The sequence below is a fragment of the Rhodococcus sp. MS16 genome, from assembly GCF_013277795.1.
GTDB classification, from domain to species: Bacteria; Actinomycetota; Actinomycetes; order Mycobacteriales; family Mycobacteriaceae; genus Rhodococcus_F; species Rhodococcus_F globerula.
On the sequence record NZ_VBTM01000004.1, the window covers coordinates 323,423 to 344,607 of the forward strand.

The window sequence follows — 21,185 nt, forward strand, 5'->3', positions numbered from 1 at the left end:
GCGAGGCGCGACTACAAGTGTGCTGAGCCGAGCAACTAGGCTGGACCGGCAATGAATACGTCCTCTTCCGAAAGGGGCCCCGCGGTGCCTGCCATCTCCCGTGACGAGGTCGCGCACCTCGCGCGGCTGTCCAGACTCGCACTGTCCGACGCAGAACTCGACGAGTTCGCCGGTCAGTTGGATTCGATTCTCAACCACGTCAAGGTGGTCACCGAGGTTGCGGCCGACGACGTTCCGCCCATGGCGAACCCCAATGCCGTCACCAACGTCACCCGACCGGACGTCATCGTGCCGGGGTTGACCCCGGATCAGGCGTTGTCCGGTGCACCCGCAGTCGAACAGGATCGCTTTGCCGTTCCGCAGATCCTTGGAGAGGGCGAATGACCGCCGACCTGACAACGCTGGACGCCTCGGTTCTGGCAGACAAGATCCATTCGCGTGAGGTGTCCTCGGTAGAGGTCACCCAGGCGCACCTCGATCGCATCGCTGCAGTCGACTCCGAGTACCACGCCTTCCTGCACGTCGCCGGCGATCAGGCGCTCGAAGCCGCTGCTGCCGTCGACAGCTCCCTGGCAGCCGGAAACGAGCCCGTATCGCCGCTCGCCGGTGTGCCGATTGCGCTCAAGGACATCTTCACCACCACGGACATGCCGACGACCTGCGCGTCGAAGATGCTCGAAGGATGGGTGGCGCCGTACGACGCGACCCTGACGAGCAAGCTTCGCGCCGCAGGCATTCCGATCCTCGGCAAGACCAACCTCGACGAATTCGCGATGGGTTCCTCCACCGAGAACTCGGCGTACGGCCCGACGCGTAACCCGTGGGACACCACGCGTATCCCCGGCGGCTCGGGCGGCGGTAGTGCAGCTGCGCTGGCGTCCCGTCAGGCACCGTTGGCCATCGGCACCGACACCGGTGGATCCATTCGCCAGCCGGCCGCAGTCACGGCAACCGTCGGCACCAAGCCCACGTACGGAACCGTCTCGCGTTTCGGTCTTGTCGCGTGTGCGTCGTCGCTCGATCAGGGTGGCCCGTGTGGTCGCACCGTGCTCGACACCGCGCTGCTGCACGAGGTCATCGCCGGACACGATCCGCGCGACTCCACGTCTATCGACGCTCCCGTGCGTCCGGTGGTTGCCGCGGCTCGCGAAGGTGCCAACGGAGACCTGCGCGGCGTCAAGGTCGGCGTCGTCAAGGAGCTGCACTCCGACAGCTACCAGCCCGGAGTCATCGCGTCCTTCGACGCGGCTGTCGAGCAACTGAAGGCTCTCGGCGCCGAGGTTGTCGAGGTGTCGTGCCCGAGCTTCGAGTACGCGCTCGCGTCGTACTACCTGGTGCTGCCCAGTGAGGTCTCGTCCAACCTGGCGCGCTTCGACGCGATGCGTTACGGCATGCGCGTCGACGACGGCAACATGAGCGCCGATCAGGTCATGGCAGCCACTCGCGCTGCCGGCTTCGGTCCGGAGGTCAAGCGCCGCATCATGATCGGCACGTACGCACTGTCCTCGGGCTACTACGACGCCTACTACGGCTCAGCCCTGAAGGTTCGCACTCTGATCGCTCGCGATTTCGACAAGGCGTACGAGCAGGTCGATGTTCTGGTCTCGCCGACCAGTCCGTTCACGCCGTGGAAGTTGGGGGAGAAGGTGGGCGATCCGCTCGCGATGTACCTCTCCGACCTCTGCACCCTGCCTACCAACCTGGCCGGCCATTGCGCCATGTCGGTGCCGTCGGGTCTCTCGGCGGACGACAATCTGCCTGTCGGTCTGCAGATCATGGCTCCGGCCATGGCGGACGAGCGTCTGTACCGTGTCGGTGCGGCGTACGAAGCAGCGCGTGGCCCGATCGGTACCGCTGTCTGAGCGAAGATCTCGTGCTTTCGACAATGCCGTCACTAGTTTCTCGGTGGCGGCATTGTCGCGTCTGAAGGTGATCGTCTGAGCGCCGATATTTTCGGCCCCCATCGGGCACACTCGTAGGTGGAGTGTGATCGAGGACACAAGTCCCGATTCGGTCCGTCGTCGTCCGTGCATCACGAATAATTTCGAGGAGTGCTGGTGAAGGTCAAGGCAGCAGTAGTCAAGGCGCCAGGTCAGCCGTGGGAAATCGAAGAGGTCGATCTGGGTGATCCGATTTCCGGAGAAGTGCAGATTCGGCTTGCCGCATCGGGGCTGTGCCATTCGGACGAGCACTTGCGGACGGGTGCAAGCCCGCTTCCCTTCTATCCTGCCGTGGGCGGGCACGAAGGTGCCGGAGTGGTGACCAAGGTGGGACCGGGCGTTACGAGCGTCGTCGAAGGTGATCACGTTGTACTGGCGTTCATTCCGGCGTGTGGACGCTGTCCGTCATGCGCAAAGGGATTGCAGAATATCTGCGACCAGGGTGCGGGTCTGCTTACCGGACAATCGATCTCGGATAATTCGTACCGAGTCACCCTCGATGGTGAGCCCGTCATTCAGATGTGCCTGCTCGGCACGTTCTCTCCGTACGTGACGGTCAACGAGTCCTCGGTGATCAAGATCGAGAAGGACATCCCACTCGACAAGGCAGCGCTGCTCGGCTGTGGCGTCGCGACCGGTTGGGGATCGGCGACGGCTATCGGCGGCGCAAAGGTCGGTGACACGGTCGTGGTTATCGGAGTCGGCGGTGTCGGCATCAACTCGGTGCAGGGTGCCGCGTCTGCGGGCGCGCGCTTTGTTGTTGCGATCGACCCGGTTGAATTCAAGCGGCAGAAGGCCAAGGAATTCGGCGCAACTCATACCTTCGCCTCGCTCGAGGAAGCTATCCCCGCGATCGGTGAACTCACGTGGGGCAAGATGGCCGACGTCACCGTGATCACTGTCGGAGAGATCCACGGCGACATCATTCAACCTGCCCTCAGCGCCACGGGTAAGGGCGGTCAGGTTGTTGTGGTCGGCATGGGCCACTACGCCGATTCGCAGGTGACGCTCAGCCTGTTCGAGCTGACACTGCTGCAGAAGCGCTTGCAGGGAGCCATCTTCGGCGGTGTCGGCCCGCGTTCCCAGATTCCGAAGCTGCTCGATCACTACCGCAGCGGCGCACTCAAACTCGACGAGTTGGTGACCAACACCTACAAGCTCGAGGAGATCAACGAGGGCTACGCCGACATGCTCGCGGGAAAGAACTTGCGCGGCATGATCATTTACACCGAGGACGATTACTGATCTTTCACTGTCCTTGACTCGGGCTCTCCGGCAGTGGTGCCGGAGAGCCCGATTTTCTGCAAGGATTCTGTCATGACCAACAGCCTCACGGTGATCGATCAGGGAACGACCTTGGACTTCACCTTCGCCGACGCCCTGCGCTACCACGGACCTTTGGCGCCCGGCGGTGTTGCCCACGCCTACAAAGTGCTCGAACGTGCACTCGGAGTCCTGGGGCAGGATGAGCCCGTCGAGCGGCGCGAGCTTGTTGTCACGACATCGCACGGTGGCCCTGGAGTGCGGGACACTGTCGAACTGGTCACTCGCGCAGTCACCGAAGGTCGATACACCGTCGACGGCTCCCTTGCCCGCCCCGAGCGGGGAATTACGCTGGAACTGTACGTATTCCAGATCGACTACCGTGATGAGAGTGTCACGCTGATCCTGCGTGAGGGCTTCGTCGTGGACGAATTCATCGAGCTGTCACGCACTCCCAGCCGAAGCCCCGAAGCAGAGGCCCGGTTGGTGGTGCTCAAGCAGGAGATGACTGATCGAGTTATGGCGCAACCGGCCGACGAGGTCTACGACGTAGTGCCGTCAGGTGTGATCGACCCACCGCAGTAGCGCGTAGAGGAATCGCGTCGAACCCGGCATGAAGTTGTTGCCGTGGTGGTACGTCGGGTCCAGCGTCGTGGCGATGATGCGGCCGGGAGTCGAGGTGGTGTCCTCGAACAACATCATACCGGCGTCACAGGGGCTGCCCTCCGCGTCGGGTTCTTCCGAGATCAGCAGTGGCACAACGTCCGCGTCGGTGTGAAGCAGGCCGTGGTGGTGCCAGATCACAGACTTCGTGGTGAGATATTTCCACGATTCGTGATCGTGGCTGCGTGTGCGGATCAACGGGTCCTCGCCGGTTCGCCACCACCAGAAGTTGGTGGGACGCGGGCTCCAGGTCACACCGGGTAGCCATGTGTGTGCGGCGTTCTCACCGAGGACGACGAGGGTGCCACCGCGTTCGGCGACAGCGAGGAACTCGGCGGCGTGCTTGCGGAGAAGCTCGGGATGCAAACGATCGGCCAGGATCAGCGTCGTGACGTCGTCGAGATCGCCGGGCTGAAGATCAGCGAGGTAATGGAAATCCGGCTGGTGCGCGACAACGGCCGGATCCTCGAGGGTCTGCAGATGAAAATGCGAGCCGCCGTGCACCAGAGCGAGATTGCGCGTGGACAGGGGAGCGCGGTCGGTGCGGTTGAATGCTTCGAGGGCGGTTTCGTTGAGTATGGTCATCGGTTTTCCGTTCGGTCGAGCTGGGCAAGCCAGGACAGCAACTGGGGGTAGACGCGTGCCGACGTATTCGGATCGGACTGGAACACAGCCAGATCGATTCCTCCGTGCACCAGCACCTCGCCCTTGCCCAGTGGGTAGACGTAGTCGACCGGCAGTCCGTGGCGGCCGATGTAATTGGTGACGATGGCGTTGTCCGGAAGTTTCTGGCTGTAGCCACGCCCGTAGAAACCGGAGACTTCCTTGCGGAAACTGAGATCGGCCGGGTCGACACCTGCCCACACGGGGTGCGGGCTTCCGGCGGAGATTGCCAGATCTTTGGGGCCGGAGTACTGCAATTTGCACCACTGTCCCAGGCCGGGAAGGAAATCCGTCAGGGGATGCCCCATGATCGCGATCCGGCCGCCGGCGGTGACGAAGTCCGTGAGGACGTCCTTGCGTCGTTCCAAGTAGATCTGATCGCAGTTGCCGTTGACGATGAGTCCGGAAACAGAAGTCAGGTCCAAGGCGTCGAGTTCGTAGAGGTCTACGTTGCGGACGACATCCGTGTCCGACGTGCCGCCGGCCATGCCGGCGTTGGACCCCATCACGAAGTGCAGAACCGGAGTTGTTGCGTGTAGCGCGGCGGTCATGTGAGTGAGCTTTCTGTGAGGCGAAGGTCGTTTCCGGCCGCCGCAAAATTGTCGTAGCGGGTGTAGACCACGGTGCGTGGATTCCCGCGGTCGTGGACTGTGTCGGTGGCGACATCGATGCCGTAGAGCCGAGAGAGGGTCTCACCGGTAACGAGGGTCGCCACCGGACCGACAACGATCTCTTCGGGACTGAACATCACCACGGCGTCGCCGCCCAGATGAAGTGGGTGATCGGGATGGTGGGTGGTCAGTAGGATGCCCATGCCTTCTGACGCGAGTTCGCGCAGAAGTTGGAGGACGTGCGCTTGGTTTCGCAGGTCGAGCGCCGAGACGGGTTCGTCCAGGATCATGAAGGTGCAGTCGGTGTTGAGTGCGCGCGCGATCAGGACCAGTTGCCGTTGTCCGCCGGACAGTTCGGTGAAGTTCGATGTCGCGAGGTGATCGATGCCGACTCGCTCGAGTACCGTACGGGTCTGGGCCACATCGGCTTTGCTGGGAACCCCGAAGGTCGACACCTTTTTCGCTCGGCCCATCAGCACCATGTCGAAGACCGAGTACGCAAAACTCGACGAGGTAGCTTGCGGAACGTAGCCGATGTTCGAATCGCGGACAACGCGGCCTTCCTGAGCGGTATTCAGCCCGGCAATGCAGCGGAGCAAGGTGGTCTTGCCCTTGCCGTTTGGACCAAGGATCGAGGTGATCGAGCCCGACGCGATGGTGAGATTCGTGTGGCGAAAAACCCAGTCCCGTCCTGAATACCGAAACCCGAGGTCGATGAGCTCAAGCATCGATGAAGGCCCTTCTGCTCGAATTGCGAAGGAGAACAACAAAGACCGGTGCACCGATGATGGCCGTCAAGATGCCCAGTGGAATCTCGCCCGGACTGATCGTGCGTGACAGCGTGTCGATGACGGTCAGGTAGGCGGCGCCGAGAACAAACGTCGTCGGCATCGAGACCCGGTGATCCGGGCCGACCCACAGCCTGGCCAGATGCGGTACAACCAAGCCGACCCAGCCGATCACACCGGACACCGCCACTGCGCCGGCCGTCATGAACGCCACCATGACCAGCAGCAGCATGCGCAGGCGGTGCGGTTTCACGCCGAGTGACGCGGCATCGTCGTCGCCGAGCGAAAGGATGTTCACCCGCCATCGCAACCCGAGAATGACCGCGCTGCCGAGAAGGATGGGAACAGCGGCGATTGCCACCTTGCCCATGTCTGCGGTGGCCAGGGAACCCATGAGCCAGAACACGATTGACGGCAGCGTGCTGTACGGATCGGCGAGGTACGTGATCAACGAGACAAGCGCCGAGAAGAACGCACTGGTCACCACGCCACCGAGCACGATCATGAGAATCGAACTGCCGGAACGGGTCTTTCCGATCGCCATCACCATGATCAGGGCGGCGATACCGAAAATGAATGCACCGCCGACCAAGAAAGCTGAACCGAGACCGAGCATCAGGACAAGGACTCCGCCGAAGGATGCGCCGGACGAGACGCCAAGGACCTGAGGGCTCACCAAGGGGTTGCGGAATACGGCCTGCAGTGCGGAACCGCCCAGTGCAAGACCGCCACCGACAAGCATTCCGAGCAGAAGTCGCGGGAATCGTACGCCGAGAACAACTTGCGACTCGACATCGGTCCACGTCTGCTCGAGCGGGATGACCCGATCGATGAGGATGCGGGCGACCTCGTTGACGGGGATCGTGTAGCGGCCGATGGCCAGAGCTGCCAGACCGATAGCGAGGATGCCGAACGTCAGGATCAGCGGAACGGTGAAAGCCCGGTACCGGGAGGGCCTTCCGGCAGTTTTCTCGCTACCGGAAGGTACCGCGTCCGACTCAAGCGCGGAACGAGTCATATCCGGCGCTCACCTGGTTGGACTCGAGGTGCAGGATGCGATCGATCTCGGCGTCGGAAACGTCGTAGGCGTACAACGAGGTGTACGTCTGACGAATACGATTACGCAGATCGAGATCGAGTTTCGCTTCGGGATAGAAGATTTCAGCGACCCAGAGCCACATCAAGTTCGACTCGTTGCACGGCGGGTCCCACGAGAATCCGCCGATGGGCGCCTTGTAGACGCGCTTGTTCTTCACGGCGCTCAGGGATGCCCAGTTGGGGTCGTCGTAGATATCCTGCGGGATTGCTGCGTCGAAGTTTCCGAGAACCAGGACCTCGGGATCCCACGTGAGGATTTGTTCCTTGGTGACGGCGACGCTGGTTCCCTTTCCGGCGCCCCTGGCAACATTCTTGCCACCGGCGAGGGTGATCCAGAAGTCCATGTACGTGTTGTCGGCCGAGACCTTGGTTTCAGGGGTGCTGTAGAAGTACATCGCTCGCGGCGCCGTGGCGGTGTATGCAGCGGCAATGGATTCGACGGTCTTGCGGTCGGTTGCCATGCGCGCGAGGATTTCCTGCGCTTCGGCTTTCTTGTCGAGGAGGTCTCCGAAGATGTTGATCCAGGCTTCGAGGTCTTCCTGCGTTCCGTACTTCAGGAGGATGACTTTGAGACCCGCGTTGCGCAGCGGCGCCACGATGTCGTCGCCCTTGTCGCCCCACTGGATCACGACATCCGGGTTGAGTGAGAGGATCTGCTCGACGTTCGGAACGAAGTCGGGTCCGGAAACAACTGGGGTATTGAGGAATTCGGGGAACATCACCCCGAGCATGCCGTTCTTGGCCAGCGAGATCGCACTCGAGTTGACGCCGACATTGCGCGAGATCGACTGATCGCAGCCGGCAATCATCGACGGAACCGGAATGATCGCCGACGCGATGCGGCCGACCGGGGTGTCGAAGGTGATCGTGTTCTGGTACTGATCCACGACCGTGAACGGACCGCTTGTGGCGCCGGTCGACGCCGTCTCGGATACCGGTGTCCGAGAAGAGCAAGCGGTGACACCAAATGCGCCGAGTGCTGCTGCTGCGACGCCCATCGAGCGGATGAGTTGGCGCCGCGTCAGGGCACCGGCAAGAGGGGAGGGGGTGTGCTTCGGGGGCATGATTTCTCCGAAAAGACTTGGCGTGGTGATGGTTATCGAAAACTGAAACAATTTCTAACGGGAATTAAGCTAGCATATCCTTACTAAGGGTTGACTTGCCTAATTATGTGGCGCGATAGACATGACAAAGACCGCCCGGTCCGTCCGAAGGATGGTCGAGCGGTCGTGGTGTCGGTAGTTTCTCCGGTCAGCGACCTGCAAACATCTTGATGCGCTGCTCGCGACTACGTTCGAGGTGAGCCCGCATATGTTCACGGGCGGACTTCTCGTCGCGACCTCGTATTGCCGTCAGGATGTCTTGATGCTCGGAATTCAGTAGATCGGGTTCACCGTAGTTGGAGGGCGGTCCGCTGTCGTAGATCCGCAGTTGGGTGGTCAACCTGATCAGGAGTGACGTGATCGTCGCATTGTGTGCGGACTGCCAGAGTGCTTCATGGAACTTGAAATTGCCGGCCCGAATCGCTGCGCCGTCAGTGGCTGTGCAGCACTGGTCATGAAGACCTTCGAGGCGCGCAAGGTCCAACTCGGTGTGTCGCAACGCAGCTGCCCCGGCGGCCTCGGACTCCAAAGCCACTCGCGCAGCGTAGATTTCGATGACGTCTTCGGGTGTTCCGGATCGCACTCGGAAGCCGCGGGCGGCGCGCTCGAGAAGTCCGTCGTGCGCAAGCCAATTGAGGGCTTCGCGGATGGGTGTGCGCGAGGCGCCGTACGTTTCGCACAATTGGGTTTCGTGCAGCGGGGCGCCCTGGGCAAACTTTCCGTCGAGGATGTCGGCCCGCAACCGAAGGTACTGGCGGGAAGTCTGGTCGGAACGTCCCAGTGCCGCCTCGGGCACCAGTAATTCTGCGCTGGTCGTGGTTTCCTCGACGCCCATGTTTCCCCGTTCCTTCTCCGTGAGTGAAGCGCGTTTGATTATGCCACCGACAACGCATGAGTACTTGCGTATACGCTAGTACTCACTTAAGTTCGTGGGCGTTGGTTTCAGTTCGCTTGGTTCAGCTTGCTTTGTTCAACTTGCTTGGTTCAACTACGGAGAGGTGCTTCGGTGACACAGACATCGGTCACGCCGTTGATCGGCAGTGAGGCGCTTGCGCAGCTGCTGACTGGCAGCGACGTCGTAGTTCTCGACGTCACGGTGCATTTCCCGCCTGCACGATTCGACGGTGATTACCGCCCCGAATCGGGCTACGCAGGCTGGGCCGACGCGCATATTCCCGGATCTCGCCACGTAGATCTCATGACAACGTTCTCCGACCGCGATGCGTCATTGCACTTCACGAAGCCCACGGCCGAGCAATTGTCCCTCGACCTGGCCGCTGCCGGGATCGGTGTGGGCTCGACGATCGTCCTGTACGACCAAGGCTCGATGACCTGGGCCTCGCGGCTGTGGTGGGTGCTGCGTAATGCGGGAATCAACGCGCGGGTTCTCGACGGCGGATTGGCGGCCTGGACGTGGCACGGGTTTCCCGTCGAATCAGGGGATGAAGGAGCACCTGCACACTCTGTTGCGCCGTGGGGCGTTGTCGATCTGGACCTGTGGGCGGATCGAGACGATGTCGCCGCGGTCTCTGCAGGCACCTCGTCGGGCACCCTTGTTTGTGCGTTGTCACCTGAGCAATTTGCCGGAACCGAGAAAACGAGATACTCGCGTCGTGGGCACATCCCGGGAAGCCGGAATCTGTCGGCCAAAAGCCTGCTGGACGACAACGGATTGATGCTCCCTGCCACGGATGTCTCCGTCCGTGCGCGGGAACTGTCGGCGAGCGCCGCACCGATCATCATCTATTGCGGCGGAGGCGTTTCCGCGTGTCTGAGCGCGCTCGGACTGGTGATCAGCGGCTACGACGCCATCAAGGTGTACGACGGTTCTCTCGAAGAATGGACCGCCGACCCCACTTTGCCGATGGTCACGGGAATCGAGCCCGCCGAAGGCGATCGATGTCGCGAGTCTTGATCGCCCGGCCCCGTACCGACCTCACATTCTCGAAGGAAAATCCATGTCTGACGTCTCTGCTGACACCGTTGCCTCGGCGCTCGAAGCGCTTCGCGCGCAGGTGCCGCTCGTTCAATCACTGACCAATATCGTCTCTGCCAACTTCCTGACCAACGTTCTCTTGGCGGCAGGCGCGAGTAATGCGCATATCGACAATGTCCACGAGGCGGCCGGATTTGCGGCGATCGCCGGGGGAGTTCTGGTCAATCTCGGAACTCCGGATGACGCGACCGCAGCGGCGTTCCGAGTTGCAGCCGAAGCAGCGCAGAGCGCAGGCACACCGTGGGTTCTCGACCCGGTCGGTGTCGGCGGATTGCCCTGGCGCAGTGAGATTGCCGTGGACCTTCTTCAGTTCCATCCGACCGCAATCCGCGGAAACGCGTCGGAGATCATCGCGCTCGCCGGTCTCGGTGGCGATACCCGCGGCGTCGACAGTGCATCCGATTCGATCGATGCTGTTCCGGCGGCGCTTGCACTGCTGAAGTACACGGACGCGGTATCTGCCTCGGGCCCAGTTGATTACGTCGTCGGACGTGATCGTGACGGCGTCGTGGTCGGCGTCAAGATTTCGGGCGGCAGCGCACTACTTCCCCGTGTCACCAGCACCGGATGCTCCCTGGGTGGCCTTGTTGCTGCGTATCTTGCTGTGGCACAGACGCCGCTGGAAGGACTTGTTGCAGCCCACACTCACGTTGCGGTTGCGTCCGAGATCGCCGAGGCGAACTCCACCGGCCCCGGATCGTTTGCGGTTGCCTATCTGGACGCGCTCTATGCCGTCGATGCTGACACCGTTCGGGCGCGGGCCCGCGTCGAATCCTTCGAACTGCCGGCTGGAGTGCAGAACTGATGAGCGTCAAGACTTTCTGGTATCTCACCCAGGCCGACGGCGACTACCCGTGGAGCCCCGGTGGGTTATACCCGGTGGACGGCGCGCGCCAGATCGAACTTGCGAAGACGATCGACGACGGCGGATTCGAAGGTGCACTGGTAGCGACCTGGCCGAACGATCCGTTCATTTCCGCGACGTGGGCCGCAGCCCACACCAGTCGCATGAAGTTCCTGGTCGCGATTTACGCGAACATGACGCCGGCACGATTGCTGGCCGAAAAGGCGCTGACCTTCGACGCTTTCAGTGGTGGCAGGTTGATGATCAACTCGGTCAACGGCCGCGAGAACATCCTGACCAAGTACGACATGAACGTCGACCACGATCAGCGGTACGAACTGGGCGAGCAGTACTGGGCTGATTTCCGACGCATCTACGCCGAGGGCACCGAGTCGAACTTCCCCAACACACCGTTGCGGATCGACGCGCCGGTGGGACACCAGGTTCCGCTGTGGGGAACCGGGGATTCGCCTGCAGGCCTGGCAAATTCAGGCAAGGTGCTCGACACGTACCTGGCGATGCTCCGTGAAACGTCCTTCATCGAGGAGAAGTTCTCGGCCGCAAGGGATGCGGCAACCGCCGCTGGACGCGAATTCACAGACTTCGGTGCTTTGACCGGCGTGATCGTCAGGCCTACGAAAGACGAAGCCCTCGAACGATTCCGGTCGCTGTTCGAGAAGACAGGCATCGAGCAGATTGCAGAGGTTCTCGACAACGCGGTGCGTCGACGCACACACGGCGCGCAGGATCTCAAGACCTTCACCGCCCGCGACTCGCAGCGCCAAGGGTGGGTCGATGCAATCGCCGCGGGTCGGCTCCCTGAACCTGAAGACTTGTATGTCGGTGACGGGCTCTATGCCGGCATCACCGCGTGGTCGCCGCTCGATATCTTCGGAACCGGTTCGTCGGCGGTCTACTACGTCGGCGACCCCGATTCGATCACCGATTCGGTGCGTACCCTTCGGCAGCGCACGGGCCTGACCGCTCTCATTCTCGCCGGATGGCCCCTCATCGAAGAAGCAAAATGGGTGTCGGAGTACCTGATTCCGCGGTTCGACGAACTGGACTGATCTGTGCGGCACTCGCGTTAGCGGCGGTGCTCGCGCAGTAGCTGGGTCGGAGTGACGCCGGTCAGTGCCTGAACATCTCGAGACAGATGGGCCTGATCGGCGTATCCGGCGTGCACCGCAAGGTTTGCCAGTGACATGTGCGCGGATGTGTTCGTGCCGCGGGCCAGCATCAGCACGTTCTGCATACGTTGGACTCGCTGGATCGTCTTCGGAGAGAGTCCAGTCGACGCAGCGATTGTGCGGCGGAAATGTCTCTCGGAAACCCCGAGATCCGATGCCACTTCGCGGACCCGTATTTCGGGCGACGCGGTCAACGCTGCGTAGCCGATCTGGGCCGTATCATCGGGACAGACACTCGGCCAGAGGTTTTCGAGGAGTGTTGCGTCGACGCGTGTGCTTCGCAGCGCGTCGGCCAGTATCCGGGCCTGGCGTGACGAGAGAACGTCGCCGAAATCGATTTTGGTGTCCTGCACAATCTCGGCGTCGGTTCCGAGTATCGAACGTAGCGCCGGGGGATTGATACGAACTCCCCACCGGGTCACTCCAGGTGCCGTCGTGACGAGATCTGCGACGGTTGCCGGGCCGACCAGCCAGGCTTTGCCGGTGCTGTCGACGATGAAGTCTGCGCAGAGATCCGGAATGATCCGGTGGGTGGCAACGGGTTCCTCGGATGCCGTGGTCGTCGGCGTCGATTCGGCTGCAGATGATGTGCTTGTCCACAGGCAACTGAAGAGGTCCGTGCCCGTGATGCGTTGTTCGGTGTATGTGTGGCCGTTTTGTTCAAGACCGGACTCTGCACTGCGACTACCGTGTGTGGTGCGAGCGTCCATGGCAGTCATCTCTTGATCGTCACACACTCGTCGACTACTTTTCGAACCGAAAACAGGAGAACACAGTGTCGGTTTCACCCCGTCTCGACCTCGTCGGAATTGTCACTACCGATCTCGATCGTTCCCTTGCGTTCTACCGCAGTCTGGGCCTCGACATCCCCGAAACGCCGTCCGATGCCCCACACGTCGAGTTCACCTTCGGCAACGGGTTGCGACTGGCGTGGGATGCAGAGTCGACGATCAAGAGTTTCGACCCTGAATATGCGACGGTCGCGGGCCGACACCCCGTGGCTCTGGCTTTCGATTTCGGCACCCCCGCGGCCGTCGACGAAGCTTACAAGCGGATCACCACAGACTTTCCCGGGCACAAGGAACCCTTTGACGCCGTGTGGGGGCAGCGCTATGCGGTGCTACTCGATCCGGACGGAAACACCGTCGATCTGTTTGCCGCGCTCTGACCCAATCATTTTGAGCGCGAGGTATCTTGTCAGAACTCGAGAACGACGAGTGCCACCAGCAGGTTGAGTAGCGTCGCCGATACCGCGAATGCGACAGCGCCGGGTGTCAAAGTTCGAAAGCGGGCGGCGACGAGTGCCGGCAGCACAAGTGTAATTACGACGGCGGTCACGAATATGACGATCCCGGATTGAAAAGGCAGCGCTTGCCAGAGCGTTCCAGCAGCGATCAGGCCTAGCGGCAGGCCGATGACGATCTGCGCCACGGATCCCATGAGGCGTTGGCGTCGATCATGTTTGGGTATGTCAGTTGCCATTGCTCCGTCGACCGCTTCCAGTAGGTGTCGCATGCTGCGACTATGGGAACAGTATGTGGCAGCGCCTGGCATGCTCCTGTCGCGACCCGGACGACGGATGCCGTTGGGACGTTAAGGCGCTGCAGGACATACGAATTGGCGAGACGCATTCCAGAACGGGAAGAGGTCGGTCGTGCTGGCATCGGGGTTCTCCACCCGAGCCAGGTCGTTGAAATCGAGGACGGTTCGGCCTGTGGTGTTGCTGACGCCACATGCCTGCAGGCTCAGCTTCGCGGCGGGGACAAATCCGATACTGCGGGCGTAGGGTCCGAGCAGTCCGGAGTTCACGAAGCTATCGATCGCCTCGCCCCACCGGTTGTACTCGGTTTGCAGGTCGAAGCTGCACGTCGCGCCGAACAACTCGGTGCACGTCGTCGGTTGCCCGTCGATGATGGCTGACGTATCGGCGAGTGGGCGCGAAGTGTCGCCATGTGGCGATCTCTGGGTAACGAGATAAACACCCACGGCCACGACACACACAACCACGACGCTCGTCAGTATTGCCGGCAGTGCCTTCATGATCACGTCCGTCGGCGGTCGCGTTCGCGGGCCTACGTCGACCTGTCCGACCACGCAGCGGCAATCTCCGGGTGAGCGCTCATGATCTCGTCGATGTGCTTGGCGTCAGCTGTGTCAACCTCCGCCCGATGCCGTTGTGCTGTGACGAGTAGCCCGTCGGGATGGCCAGGGGGACCTTGCGCAGGCGCTGGTGCATCCGCTTCCAAGTCTCTGATCAACTCGTCCAAACGTGTCGCGAGGAATAACTGCTTTTCCGTGCTCATAGCCGTCACGTCCATTCGTCTGCGCGCTGTACTCGATCGCTGTGCCCGGTCACCGGCGTTGCGAAACCGGAATTCTCGGCTCTGATTTCGAGTCACTGTCAGTGGGTACCTACTGGATGCCCAGGTGTGGTGTTGTCGACGCGAAAGAGATGCGCATGAACGATCTGACCGTGACTGTCGAACACCTGCGAGCTCTTCTCCGGAGCAACCCGCACGCGGAACTGGTGGCCGTCGACGGCGGTATCGCAGTCTACGAACCGCACGAGGAAGGATTCCAATCCGACGGAATCTCAATCGTGACGCGCGAGCAACTCAGCGAGCGATTGCCGTCCGGCGGAAAATCGCCGGTCGAAGGTGAATTGACATTGGCTGCCGCGTCATTGAGTCAGATGATCGCCGAATTGGGCGGCTGACCACCGCTCCGGGTTCGCGGTGGATCTCGAGGGCTCCCGGACGTTGAGCTGGATCGCCATCGCGGCAGGAGATTTCGGACAGCCCGGGCGGCGTACTCTGGATGACATGGGTCTCATGATCCGGCGTACGCCTGACGGTCCCATGAACGTTTTATCTAAGGTGCGTCCGTCATGGCGCACACAAACACCATCGACTTCGGGATGGAAACGCAACCGCGACACCCCGGTCAACCATTTCCTTCGCCTACCCGAACACCACGGTTCCTACTGCGGGGTCAGGGCGCGGTGAAGTCGCATGTCGACGGTGCTTGGTTCCCCTGGACCACCAACGTCACAGCGGAGCTACACGATCTGATATCAGCACTCTCGTTGCGTCTAGGGCCGATTACCCGGGTTGCGTTCGACTGGAACACGGTGAGCACTGCGCAGCGTCGTATCGACGAGGTCGACGGCCTCGAAGTTCGAGGTCCGTATCCAGGTCAACCCGTAGATTTGATGTATCTCGACGACATCTACGGTCGGCAACTTGTGTTGATGATGATTCCGCCATACGTCGATCCGGATCGGGCGTACGACATCATGCGCCGTCTGGTGGATCCTACGTGTGGAGACACCTATCGAGTGCCGTGAGTCGGGGTCTGTGTCACAGGCAGCCGCTCACCAGGCGTTGAGTGTGTCGAGGATCTGACCGCGTGCCTTCCATAGCTCAGAACCCCAGTACGGCCACGAATGGGTTCCGTTGGACGGGAAGCTGTACGTGGCAGAAATGCCGAGTGTGTTGAGGCGTACCTGGAATGCTCGGGTGTTGAGCAAGGCGAGTGCTTCGAGTCCGATTGCGCTACCGGTGTTGACGAAGTCCACTGGTCGTCGGGGTTTGTCGAATTCTCCCGGCAATCCACTCGCCGCCGAGATATACATCGACAGGCCCCTCAGCTCCGGTGCAAAAACGAGGGGATCGTTACGCAACCACGCCGGGTTCCACGGTGGGCCCCACATTGCGTCGACGTTGAAGGATCCGGCGCTGATCATCGCAACCCGGATCGCTTCACGCATGCCGGGCGCGGAGATATTGAGGTATCCCGAGAATGATCCAGCGAACTTGAACTGGTCGCGGTGGTAGGCGGCCAGGGTCAGTGCTGCGCTGCCGCCCATCGAGAGGCCGAGGACACCGTTGTTGGTCCGCGAGACGCCACGAGTATCGAGGTAAGCAGGAAGTTCCTGGGTGAGAAATGTTTCCCATTTGTATGTGACTGGTTGGCGGTTGAGATTGCTGGTCGAATACCAGTCGGAGTAGAAACTCGACTGGCCACCGACCGGCATCACCAACGTGATGTTGTTGTCGCGGAACTGGTCGAATGCATTTGTCTCGAAGCTCCAGGCGTTGCGGTCATTGCGAGCGCGGAGCCCGTCGAGCAGGTACAGGGCAGCGTTGCCGCCGCGAGATGCCCACTGGATCTGAACCTTGATGGGACCCATCGAGGAGTCGACAAAAACTTCTTCGTAGCCGCCGGATTGTGCGGTTCGTGCCGGTGCTGCGGCGGCCACCGAGGATCCGATCAGTCCAATCGCCAACGGAAGCGTCAGGGCGAGTGCCGCGGTTCCCGACCAACGACGTGTCCTGGACTTGACTTGTCGAATCTGTTTTGTCATCCCTCGTTGGAAAAATCGCATTCGCGCCACTCCCGCCCCTTTAGTGGTGTGCTCGAGAAATCTGGCAGAGCCCCCGAGTTACTGCATTCTCGCGAACTGTCCGGGGGCGGAGTCAATCAATTGCGGATCTGTTACTGCATTGATACCGAAGCGGTTGGTTTGCCGCTACTGGTTCATAGGGGTCGATCAAGAGGAGATCATCGGCCTGCGTCGAGGTCGGCGAGCGGCCAACCCGCCGCCGCCAGGACTGCTGCGACGCGTGCGATGTCCTGGTCGGAAGCGCTTTGGCTTGTCACATCAGAGATTTGGGCACTGATCTCGTCACCTCTGATTACCTGGTCGCTGCTGTCGTCGATCAGTTCGGCCAGTGCAGTACCGATTGCGATTTCGCGAACCTCCGCGTCGGTGAGTCGGCGGCGAAGCAATGCCATGAGAGGGATTCGGTCCTTCGGTGGGATCCCTTCGGGATAACCGACGCGTAGCCACGTAAGGATCGACTGTGCCAATGATGGGATCGGTGCAGGCAATGTGATGACTTTCAGTTCGGTAGGTGCAGGGTTTTGGTTTCTGTGGGGACGATGGTTTCGGTGGGGACGATGGTTTCGGTGGGGACGATGGTTTCGGTGGGGACGATGGTTTCGGTGAGGACGCTGACGTCGGGTCCCGGAACTTCGGCGGGAACCAGAGCGCCGTCCCAATCAGCGTTGACGTTGCTGGGATCGATGGGTTCCTTGCGGGAGCGGATGTACATCCAGGCGGCCATTGCGATGAGAATCGCAAAGACCACGAGCACTCCGGGCAGTCCACCGACGACATTTACCAGGCCCCAGCACGCGGCTCCGACGAGTGCAGCGGAGGGGAGCGTGATCAACCACGCGATACCCATCCGTCGTGCGACGCTCCAGCGGACTTCGGCACCTTTGCGTCCGAGTCCGGTTCCGAGGATCGAGCCCGTTGCCACGTGGGTTGTGGACAGCGGGAGACCGAGGTGGCTGGAGGTGAGAATTATTGCAGCGGAAGACGCTTCGGCAGCCATTCCCTGAGGTGCGGCAATCTCGACAAGGCCCTTGCCGAGTGTGCGGATAACCCGCCACCCGCCCAGGTAAGTGCCCGCCGCAATCGCGAGCGCACAGGTCAACTTGACCCAGAACGGCATCGGAGCGTCGGCGGAGATGGTGCCGTGTGCGACCAGAGCCAAGAAGATGACGCCCATGGTCTTCTGAGCGTCGTTGGTCCCGTGAGCGAGAGAAACCAGTGAGGCTGAACCGATTTGGCCCAAGCGGAAGCCTCGCTCCTTGGTGTTTTCGCGGACGTTCGACGTGATTCGGTAGACAAGCCATGTGCCTGCTGTTGCTACCAAGCCGGCAACGAGCGGTGCCAGCGCTGCCGGAATAACTACTTTGCTCAGGACGCCGCTCCACGCGACGCCATTCATGCCCAGCGACGCAACTGCTGCGCCGATCAAGCCGCCGAACAGTGCATGAGAGGAACTCGACGGGATACCGAGCAGCCAGGTGGCGAGGTTCCAGATGATGCCGCCCACAAGGCCCGCGAACACTATCGTCAGGAGCGCTTGGCCACCGACATTTCCGAGGTTCACCACACCTTTGGCTACCGTTGCGGCCACCTCGACGGAGAGGAAAGCTCCGACGAGGTTGAGCGATGCGGATAGGGCCACTGCTGCCTTGGGGCGTAACGCTCCGGTAGCGATCGAGGTGGCCATCGCATTTCCGGTGTCGTGAAAACCATTCGTGAAGTCGAACCCGAGCGCGGTGACAACAACAACCAGGAGAACGATCAGTTCCGCATTCACGTGTATAGATATTCCCTGACGAGCGGTCGGTGAAACGGACTTGGCCGCTGGTGTTCGAGCGCTCTAGCCGAATTGTTTCTGTGGTCACTTCGACTGAACAGGAATACGCTCGATCGATGTCCCTCGGCGAAGAGAAAACTATCGCGGTTACCACTTTCCGAAAGAGCGGCGATGGTGTCGTGACACCCACGTGGGTTGTGCCGCTGTCCGGTGGCCGCATCGGATTCTGGACGTCCTCGAGATCCGGCAAGGCAAAACGGTTGCGCAACAATCCACGGGTGACCGTTGTGCCGTGCAACAACCGCGGGAAGCCGGCGCCCGGTGCTGTGCCTGCCGCTGGGACGGCTACCTTGGTGAGTTCCGGTCCCGACTTCGACGAGATTCAAAGCAAAGTGAAAGCGAAATATGGTGTGATGGTGCCGATTTCGAAATTTTTCAACAAGCTCGGCCATATCGGCAAGGGCTCGTTTCCCTATGGCGACGTGGGCGTCGTTGTCGCCGTAGGGTCGTTGTAATCAGCCGACTGGGTCCAGGGTCACCTTCACGGATACGTTGCCCTTGTCGTCTCGGGTGCTGACTGCGTGCCCGGTGCGATCGATTCCCCGAATTTTGACGCGCATCCGATCGCCCTCGTTGAGGAAATTGCGCCACCAGTTCTTTTTCTGGGGAAGTGCAACTCGGATGAACAGTTCGTCGTTCTTCTGGCGGTAGGAAACAGGCAAAGTGAAGGTCTTTCCGGATTTGCGTCCGGTGTAGGTGATCTGGGCCGTCGAACCGCCGATGAGCTTTTCGACAAGCGGCACGCGCATCGCGGCCAAGACCACCTTGTTGATGGCCGCCGCAGACTTCTGGAAGGTGTTCATAGGTCTATCCTCGATCATCTCGATGGTGCCGTCTCGAAATTCGTTCGCCAGCTTAACCCCGATTACCTCAACGGGACTTTTATGATTCTCGGGTATCTCCGGTGATCGGATCAGGGGGCAATGTGAGAACCAAGTTGGCAGTTTTTGTGTGTGCGTCGGCGGTAGTAGTACTCACGTCGTGTGGATCGGAATCGATCGACGGTGCGGCGCAGGTGGGGGAGAGCACGGAATTCTCGACGTCGACGGAAGCATCCGTGCCCGACGTCTGTGCGGGGAGGTTGCGCTGCGTCGATGTGGCGCTGGCGGACGTCGATGGGGACGGCCTGGACGATTCGATCGGCCGAGTCGACGATCAGATAGTGGTTCTCACGATGCCCGGCACCGAAGCCCAGGTGGCGGCGACCGAGTCCACCATGCTCGCGGATCCGGCGATTCAACGAACAGGCGGATTTGTCGGAGCGTGGGACATCGACGGGCGTCCGGGGGCTGAAGTAGTCATCGCCACATCCGATCTCGGAGGTAGCGCCGCGTACAAGGTCTGGTCCTGGGAGGACTCGACACTCGCGGTGATGTCGCCGCCGGTCTCGCTGTACGAAGGCAACCCCGTTGAGTGGAAGCTGCACAGCGGCGAGGGTTACGACACTGCGGTCCGCTGCACCGGCGACACCGATAGGCCGATCGAGGTGTGGAAATTCATCTCGCCGTACGGCGGATCTACCGCCCGGCCGTCGATGAAGGTCACCTCCTACACATATGACGCTGCGAACGGAGGCGGGTCTGGGGATGGCTCGATGTTCGGTGAAGAGGAGACCTTCAGTGCGGAGCCGCAGAATCTTCGGCAGCTGACAGGTTGGCCCTGGCTGTGTGGCGACAATGCTGTCGATCCCGCGACGGCGTCAACGCTCCAGTGCGGTAACGCTTCCCAGAACACTGCGATCACGAGTGCCGTCGCGCAAGTTCCTGCCGATGCCAGGATCCCCGGGATCGACTGGATCTTCATGGGGGACACGAACTTCGATCCGTGCGCCGACCTGAGCTACGCCGTCGTCGAAACCAAGGGAGGCACGGGCAGTTCGCCGGAGCACGTGATGTTTTTCCATCGAGGTGAGTACCTCGGAACTGCGACGTCATGTGCGTTCGGATTCACCACCGTTGTCGATGGCACCAGCGAGAGTGCAACGGTGCAGTACAGGTGGCCGCGCGGTATGGACTCGAATTCAAATCCGAGCGGCTTGGCGACCGCTACTTTCGTCTGGGACGGGAACGAGGTCGTCATGCAGAACGATCTGCCGGCCGAGCTGCTGAATATGAGCGGCTGTAACTAGGGTTCTGGATATGGCGACTGAAAAACTCTTGCTCGAGGCGGGAGCTCCGCAGAACTACCTGGGGCACGACGAGATCATCCAAGTTGCCGACCCGGCTATCCGATCCTTGGCGCAACAGTTGCGTCAGGAGTCGGACACCGAGAGTGCGTTCTCCAAGGTCGCATTCGAATGGGTGCGAGACAATGTCGGGCACTCCAACGATGTTCAGGATCCGAGAGTGACGTTGACCGCGACGGAGGTTCTCGAAGCGCGGGTCGGGCTGTGTTACGCAAAGTCCCACTTACTTGCCGCACTGTTGCGATCCGAGGGCATTCCGACTGGGCTCTGCTACCAGCGACTCGTGGATCGCGACGGTTTCGTGCTCCACGGATTGGTCGCGATCTATCTCGAAGGATACTGGCATCGCCAAGATCCGCGCGGAAACAAGGCCGGGGTGAACGCGGAATTCTCACTTGGCTCGGAAAGGCTTGCCTGGCCGGTCGATCCGGCGCTGGGGGAGATCGACTACCCGCAGGTATTTGCGTCAACTGCGGCGTGCGTTGCCGATGCACTTCGCGGTGCGACCAACGTTCTCGACCTTTTGGGCGGAGGCTTGCCAACGGCCCTGGATACGTGAGTCTTCTGTGCCGGTGGCTACATGATGAGACTTGAACTGTGGC

General features: G+C 61.2%; 27 protein-coding genes. 13 read left to right on the top strand and 14 right to left on the bottom strand.

Annotation, left to right across the window (positions count from 1 at the left end; translation table 11 throughout):
• Window positions 1-84: 84 nt before the first annotated feature.
• The 4 genes from gatC (at window position 85) to FEZ60_RS11025 (ending at window position 3,788) form a co-directional block, all read left to right on the top strand.
• A complete protein-coding gene (gene gatC, locus FEZ60_RS11010) occupies window positions 85-384 on the top strand; it encodes an Asp-tRNA(Asn)/Glu-tRNA(Gln) amidotransferase subunit GatC (protein WP_033231072.1) in 300 nt (99 codons plus the stop codon).
• Complete coding sequence (gene gatA / locus FEZ60_RS11015) at window positions 381-1,862, top strand: Asp-tRNA(Asn)/Glu-tRNA(Gln) amidotransferase subunit GatA (protein WP_045070375.1); 1,482 nt, start codon at window positions 381-383, stop codon at window positions 1,860-1,862. Before gatC ends, gatA begins: the two co-directional genes overlap by 4 nt.
• 195 nt (window positions 1,863-2,057) lie before the next feature.
• Complete coding sequence (locus tag FEZ60_RS11020) at window positions 2,058-3,185, top strand: NDMA-dependent alcohol dehydrogenase (protein WP_033231475.1); 1,128 nt, start codon at window positions 2,058-2,060, stop codon at window positions 3,183-3,185.
• Between the two features lie 72 nt (window positions 3,186-3,257).
• Entirely contained in the window at window positions 3,258-3,788 is a 531-nt protein-coding gene (locus FEZ60_RS11025) for a hypothetical protein (protein ID WP_116101491.1), read from the top strand.
• On the opposite strand, the gene FEZ60_RS11030 is transcribed toward FEZ60_RS11025, so the two are convergent.
• The 6 genes from FEZ60_RS11030 to FEZ60_RS11055 form a co-directional block, all read right to left on the bottom strand.
• Complete coding sequence (locus tag FEZ60_RS11030; RefSeq protein ID WP_172936104.1) at window positions 3,762-4,451, bottom strand: hypothetical protein; 690 nt, start codon at window positions 4,449-4,451, stop codon at window positions 3,762-3,764. The two genes, FEZ60_RS11025 and FEZ60_RS11030, sit on opposite strands and share 27 nt — an antisense overlap.
• A complete protein-coding gene (locus FEZ60_RS11035) occupies window positions 4,448-5,080 on the bottom strand; it encodes a hypothetical protein (RefSeq protein ID WP_172936105.1) in 633 nt (210 codons plus the stop codon). The genes FEZ60_RS11030 and FEZ60_RS11035 overlap by 4 nt, the downstream gene beginning before the upstream one ends.
• Window positions 5,077-5,868 carry an ABC transporter ATP-binding protein gene (locus FEZ60_RS11040; RefSeq protein WP_033231067.1) on the bottom strand — a complete coding sequence of 264 codons (792 nt, stop codon included), beginning with the start codon at window positions 5,866-5,868 and terminating at the stop codon, window positions 5,077-5,079. Before FEZ60_RS11040 ends, FEZ60_RS11035 begins: the two co-directional genes overlap by 4 nt.
• Window positions 5,861-6,946 carry an iron ABC transporter permease gene (locus FEZ60_RS11045; protein WP_095886526.1) on the bottom strand — a complete coding sequence of 362 codons (1,086 nt, stop codon included), beginning with the start codon at window positions 6,944-6,946 and terminating at the stop codon, window positions 5,861-5,863. Before FEZ60_RS11045 ends, FEZ60_RS11040 begins: the two co-directional genes overlap by 8 nt.
• Window positions 6,927-8,090, bottom strand: a complete 1,164-nt coding sequence (locus FEZ60_RS11050; RefSeq protein WP_172936106.1) for an ABC transporter substrate-binding protein — start codon at window positions 8,088-8,090, stop codon at window positions 6,927-6,929. The genes FEZ60_RS11045 and FEZ60_RS11050 overlap by 20 nt, the downstream gene beginning before the upstream one ends.
• A 187-nt stretch (window positions 8,091-8,277) precedes the next feature.
• Entirely contained in the window at window positions 8,278-8,964 is a 687-nt protein-coding gene (locus tag FEZ60_RS11055; protein WP_033231065.1) for a GntR family transcriptional regulator, read from the bottom strand.
• A 171-nt stretch (window positions 8,965-9,135) separates the two neighbouring features.
• Here FEZ60_RS11055 and FEZ60_RS11060 point away from each other — a divergent pair, with 171 nt between their 5' ends.
• Genes FEZ60_RS11060 through FEZ60_RS11070 form a run of 3 tightly spaced genes read left to right on the top strand, consistent with a single transcriptional unit; the run spans window position 9,136 to window position 12,039 of the window.
• Window positions 9,136-10,044 carry a rhodanese-like domain-containing protein gene (locus tag FEZ60_RS11060; protein WP_172936107.1) on the top strand — a complete coding sequence of 303 codons (909 nt, stop codon included), beginning with the start codon at window positions 9,136-9,138 and terminating at the stop codon, window positions 10,042-10,044.
• Window positions 10,045-10,087: 43 nt separating this feature from the next.
• Entirely contained in the window at window positions 10,088-10,930 is an 843-nt protein-coding gene (gene thiM / locus FEZ60_RS11065) for a hydroxyethylthiazole kinase (RefSeq protein ID WP_033231063.1), read from the top strand.
• Entirely contained in the window at window positions 10,930-12,039 is a 1,110-nt protein-coding gene (locus FEZ60_RS11070) for an LLM class flavin-dependent oxidoreductase (RefSeq protein WP_092800901.1), read from the top strand. The genes thiM and FEZ60_RS11070 overlap by 1 nt, the downstream gene beginning before the upstream one ends.
• Before the next feature lie 17 nt (window positions 12,040-12,056).
• Here FEZ60_RS11070 and FEZ60_RS11075 read toward each other — a convergent pair whose 3' ends face one another.
• Window positions 12,057-12,878, bottom strand: a complete 822-nt coding sequence (locus FEZ60_RS11075; RefSeq protein WP_172936108.1) for a helix-turn-helix transcriptional regulator — start codon at window positions 12,876-12,878, stop codon at window positions 12,057-12,059.
• Between the two features lie 56 nt (window positions 12,879-12,934).
• On the opposite strand from FEZ60_RS11075, the gene FEZ60_RS11080 reads away from it, so the two are divergent.
• A complete protein-coding gene (locus FEZ60_RS11080) occupies window positions 12,935-13,327 on the top strand; it encodes a VOC family protein (RefSeq protein WP_033231060.1) in 393 nt (130 codons plus the stop codon).
• Between the two features lie 29 nt (window positions 13,328-13,356).
• Here the strand turns inward: FEZ60_RS11080 and FEZ60_RS11085 are convergent, their stop codons facing one another.
• The 3 genes from FEZ60_RS11085 to FEZ60_RS11095 form a co-directional block, all read right to left on the bottom strand.
• Window positions 13,357-13,674, bottom strand: coding sequence for a hypothetical protein (locus tag FEZ60_RS11085; RefSeq protein WP_172936109.1), 318 nt, complete (start codon window positions 13,672-13,674; stop codon window positions 13,357-13,359).
• Between the two features lie 78 nt (window positions 13,675-13,752).
• A complete protein-coding gene (locus FEZ60_RS11090) occupies window positions 13,753-14,199 on the bottom strand; it encodes a hypothetical protein (RefSeq protein WP_033231473.1) in 447 nt (148 codons plus the stop codon).
• Between the two features lie 32 nt (window positions 14,200-14,231).
• Window positions 14,232-14,462, bottom strand: a complete 231-nt coding sequence (locus FEZ60_RS11095) for a hypothetical protein (RefSeq protein WP_033231472.1) — start codon at window positions 14,460-14,462, stop codon at window positions 14,232-14,234.
• Between the two features lie 155 nt (window positions 14,463-14,617).
• On the opposite strand from FEZ60_RS11095, the gene FEZ60_RS11100 reads away from it, so the two are divergent.
• Window positions 14,618-14,875: a hypothetical protein gene (locus FEZ60_RS11100; RefSeq protein WP_230589960.1), complete on the top strand. Its 258-nt coding sequence runs from the start codon at window positions 14,618-14,620 to the stop codon at window positions 14,873-14,875.
• Between the two features lie 171 nt (window positions 14,876-15,046).
• Window positions 15,047-15,505: a DUF5994 family protein gene (locus tag FEZ60_RS11105; protein ID WP_033231058.1), complete on the top strand. Its 459-nt coding sequence runs from the start codon at window positions 15,047-15,049 to the stop codon at window positions 15,503-15,505.
• A 27-nt stretch (window positions 15,506-15,532) separates the two neighbouring features.
• Here the strand turns inward: FEZ60_RS11105 and FEZ60_RS11110 are convergent, their stop codons facing one another.
• The 3 genes from FEZ60_RS11110 to FEZ60_RS11120 all read right to left on the bottom strand — a co-directional run bounded on the left by FEZ60_RS11110 (window position 15,533) and on the right by FEZ60_RS11120 (window position 18,338).
• A complete protein-coding gene (locus FEZ60_RS11110; protein WP_172936110.1) occupies window positions 15,533-16,546 on the bottom strand; it encodes an alpha/beta hydrolase family protein in 1,014 nt (337 codons plus the stop codon).
• Window positions 16,547-16,722: 176 nt separating this feature from the next.
• Entirely contained in the window at window positions 16,723-17,052 is a 330-nt protein-coding gene (locus FEZ60_RS11115; RefSeq protein WP_080711566.1) for a DUF3349 domain-containing protein, read from the bottom strand.
• A gap of 11 nt (window positions 17,053-17,063) precedes the next feature.
• Window positions 17,064-18,338 (bottom strand): inorganic phosphate transporter, encoded by a 1,275-nt coding sequence (locus FEZ60_RS11120; RefSeq protein ID WP_346343345.1) that lies wholly within the window; start codon window positions 18,336-18,338, stop codon window positions 17,064-17,066.
• 116 nt (window positions 18,339-18,454) lie between these two features.
• On the opposite strand from FEZ60_RS11120, the gene FEZ60_RS11125 reads away from it, so the two are divergent.
• Entirely contained in the window at window positions 18,455-18,853 is a 399-nt protein-coding gene (locus tag FEZ60_RS11125) for a PPOX class F420-dependent oxidoreductase (RefSeq protein ID WP_172936111.1), read from the top strand.
• Here FEZ60_RS11125 and FEZ60_RS11130 read toward each other — a convergent pair whose 3' ends face one another.
• Entirely contained in the window at window positions 18,854-19,201 is a 348-nt protein-coding gene (locus FEZ60_RS11130) for a nitroreductase/quinone reductase family protein (protein ID WP_095886522.1), read from the bottom strand. It lies immediately after the preceding gene.
• A 122-nt stretch (window positions 19,202-19,323) separates the two neighbouring features.
• Between FEZ60_RS11130 and FEZ60_RS33095 the strand changes: the two genes are divergently transcribed.
• Together FEZ60_RS33095 and FEZ60_RS11140 are read left to right on the top strand one after the other, a co-directional pair.
• Window positions 19,324-20,526, top strand: a complete 1,203-nt coding sequence (locus FEZ60_RS33095) for an LppP/LprE family lipoprotein (RefSeq protein WP_172936112.1) — start codon at window positions 19,324-19,326, stop codon at window positions 20,524-20,526.
• Between the two features lie 10 nt (window positions 20,527-20,536).
• Complete coding sequence (locus FEZ60_RS11140; RefSeq protein ID WP_172936113.1) at window positions 20,537-21,142, top strand: transglutaminase family protein; 606 nt, start codon at window positions 20,537-20,539, stop codon at window positions 21,140-21,142.
• The last annotated feature ends 43 nt before the right edge of the window (window positions 21,143-21,185 follow it).

Coding starts and splice junctions, on each gene's coding strand:
- FEZ60_RS11140 (WP_172936113.1), top strand. CDS start 20,537: ATGGCGACTGAAAAACTCTTGCTCGAGGCGGGAGCTCCGCAGAACTAC.
- FEZ60_RS11085 (WP_172936109.1), bottom strand. CDS start 13,674: ATGCGACACCTACTGGAAGCGGTCGACGGAGCAATGGCAACTGACATA.
- FEZ60_RS11090 (WP_033231473.1), bottom strand. CDS start 14,199: ATGAAGGCACTGCCGGCAATACTGACGAGCGTCGTGGTTGTGTGTGTC.
- FEZ60_RS11055 (WP_033231065.1), bottom strand. CDS start 8,964: ATGGGCGTCGAGGAAACCACGACCAGCGCAGAATTACTGGTGCCCGAG.
- FEZ60_RS11125 (WP_172936111.1), top strand. CDS start 18,455: ATGTCCCTCGGCGAAGAGAAAACTATCGCGGTTACCACTTTCCGAAAG.
- FEZ60_RS11130 (WP_095886522.1), bottom strand. CDS start 19,201: ATGAACACCTTCCAGAAGTCTGCGGCGGCCATCAACAAGGTGGTCTTG.
- FEZ60_RS11105 (WP_033231058.1), top strand. CDS start 15,047: ATGGCGCACACAAACACCATCGACTTCGGGATGGAAACGCAACCGCGA.
- FEZ60_RS11075 (WP_172936108.1), bottom strand. CDS start 12,878: ATGACTGCCATGGACGCTCGCACCACACACGGTAGTCGCAGTGCAGAG.
- FEZ60_RS11100 (WP_230589960.1), top strand. CDS start 14,618: ATGAACGATCTGACCGTGACTGTCGAACACCTGCGAGCTCTTCTCCGG.
- FEZ60_RS11110 (WP_172936110.1), bottom strand. CDS start 16,546: ATGCGATTTTTCCAACGAGGGATGACAAAACAGATTCGACAAGTCAAG.
- gatA (WP_045070375.1), top strand. CDS start 381: ATGACCGCCGACCTGACAACGCTGGACGCCTCGGTTCTGGCAGACAAG.
- FEZ60_RS11045 (WP_095886526.1), bottom strand. CDS start 6,946: ATGACTCGTTCCGCGCTTGAGTCGGACGCGGTACCTTCCGGTAGCGAG.
- FEZ60_RS11025 (WP_116101491.1), top strand. CDS start 3,258: ATGACCAACAGCCTCACGGTGATCGATCAGGGAACGACCTTGGACTTC.
- FEZ60_RS11070 (WP_092800901.1), top strand. CDS start 10,930: ATGAGCGTCAAGACTTTCTGGTATCTCACCCAGGCCGACGGCGACTAC.
- thiM (WP_033231063.1), top strand. CDS start 10,088: ATGTCTGACGTCTCTGCTGACACCGTTGCCTCGGCGCTCGAAGCGCTT.
- FEZ60_RS11035 (WP_172936105.1), bottom strand. CDS start 5,080: ATGACCGCCGCGCTACACGCAACAACTCCGGTTCTGCACTTCGTGATG.
- FEZ60_RS11040 (WP_033231067.1), bottom strand. CDS start 5,868: ATGCTTGAGCTCATCGACCTCGGGTTTCGGTATTCAGGACGGGACTGG.
- FEZ60_RS11050 (WP_172936106.1), bottom strand. CDS start 8,090: ATGCCCCCGAAGCACACCCCCTCCCCTCTTGCCGGTGCCCTGACGCGG.
- FEZ60_RS11095 (WP_033231472.1), bottom strand. CDS start 14,462: ATGAGCACGGAAAAGCAGTTATTCCTCGCGACACGTTTGGACGAGTTG.
- FEZ60_RS11030 (WP_172936104.1), bottom strand. CDS start 4,451: ATGACCATACTCAACGAAACCGCCCTCGAAGCATTCAACCGCACCGAC.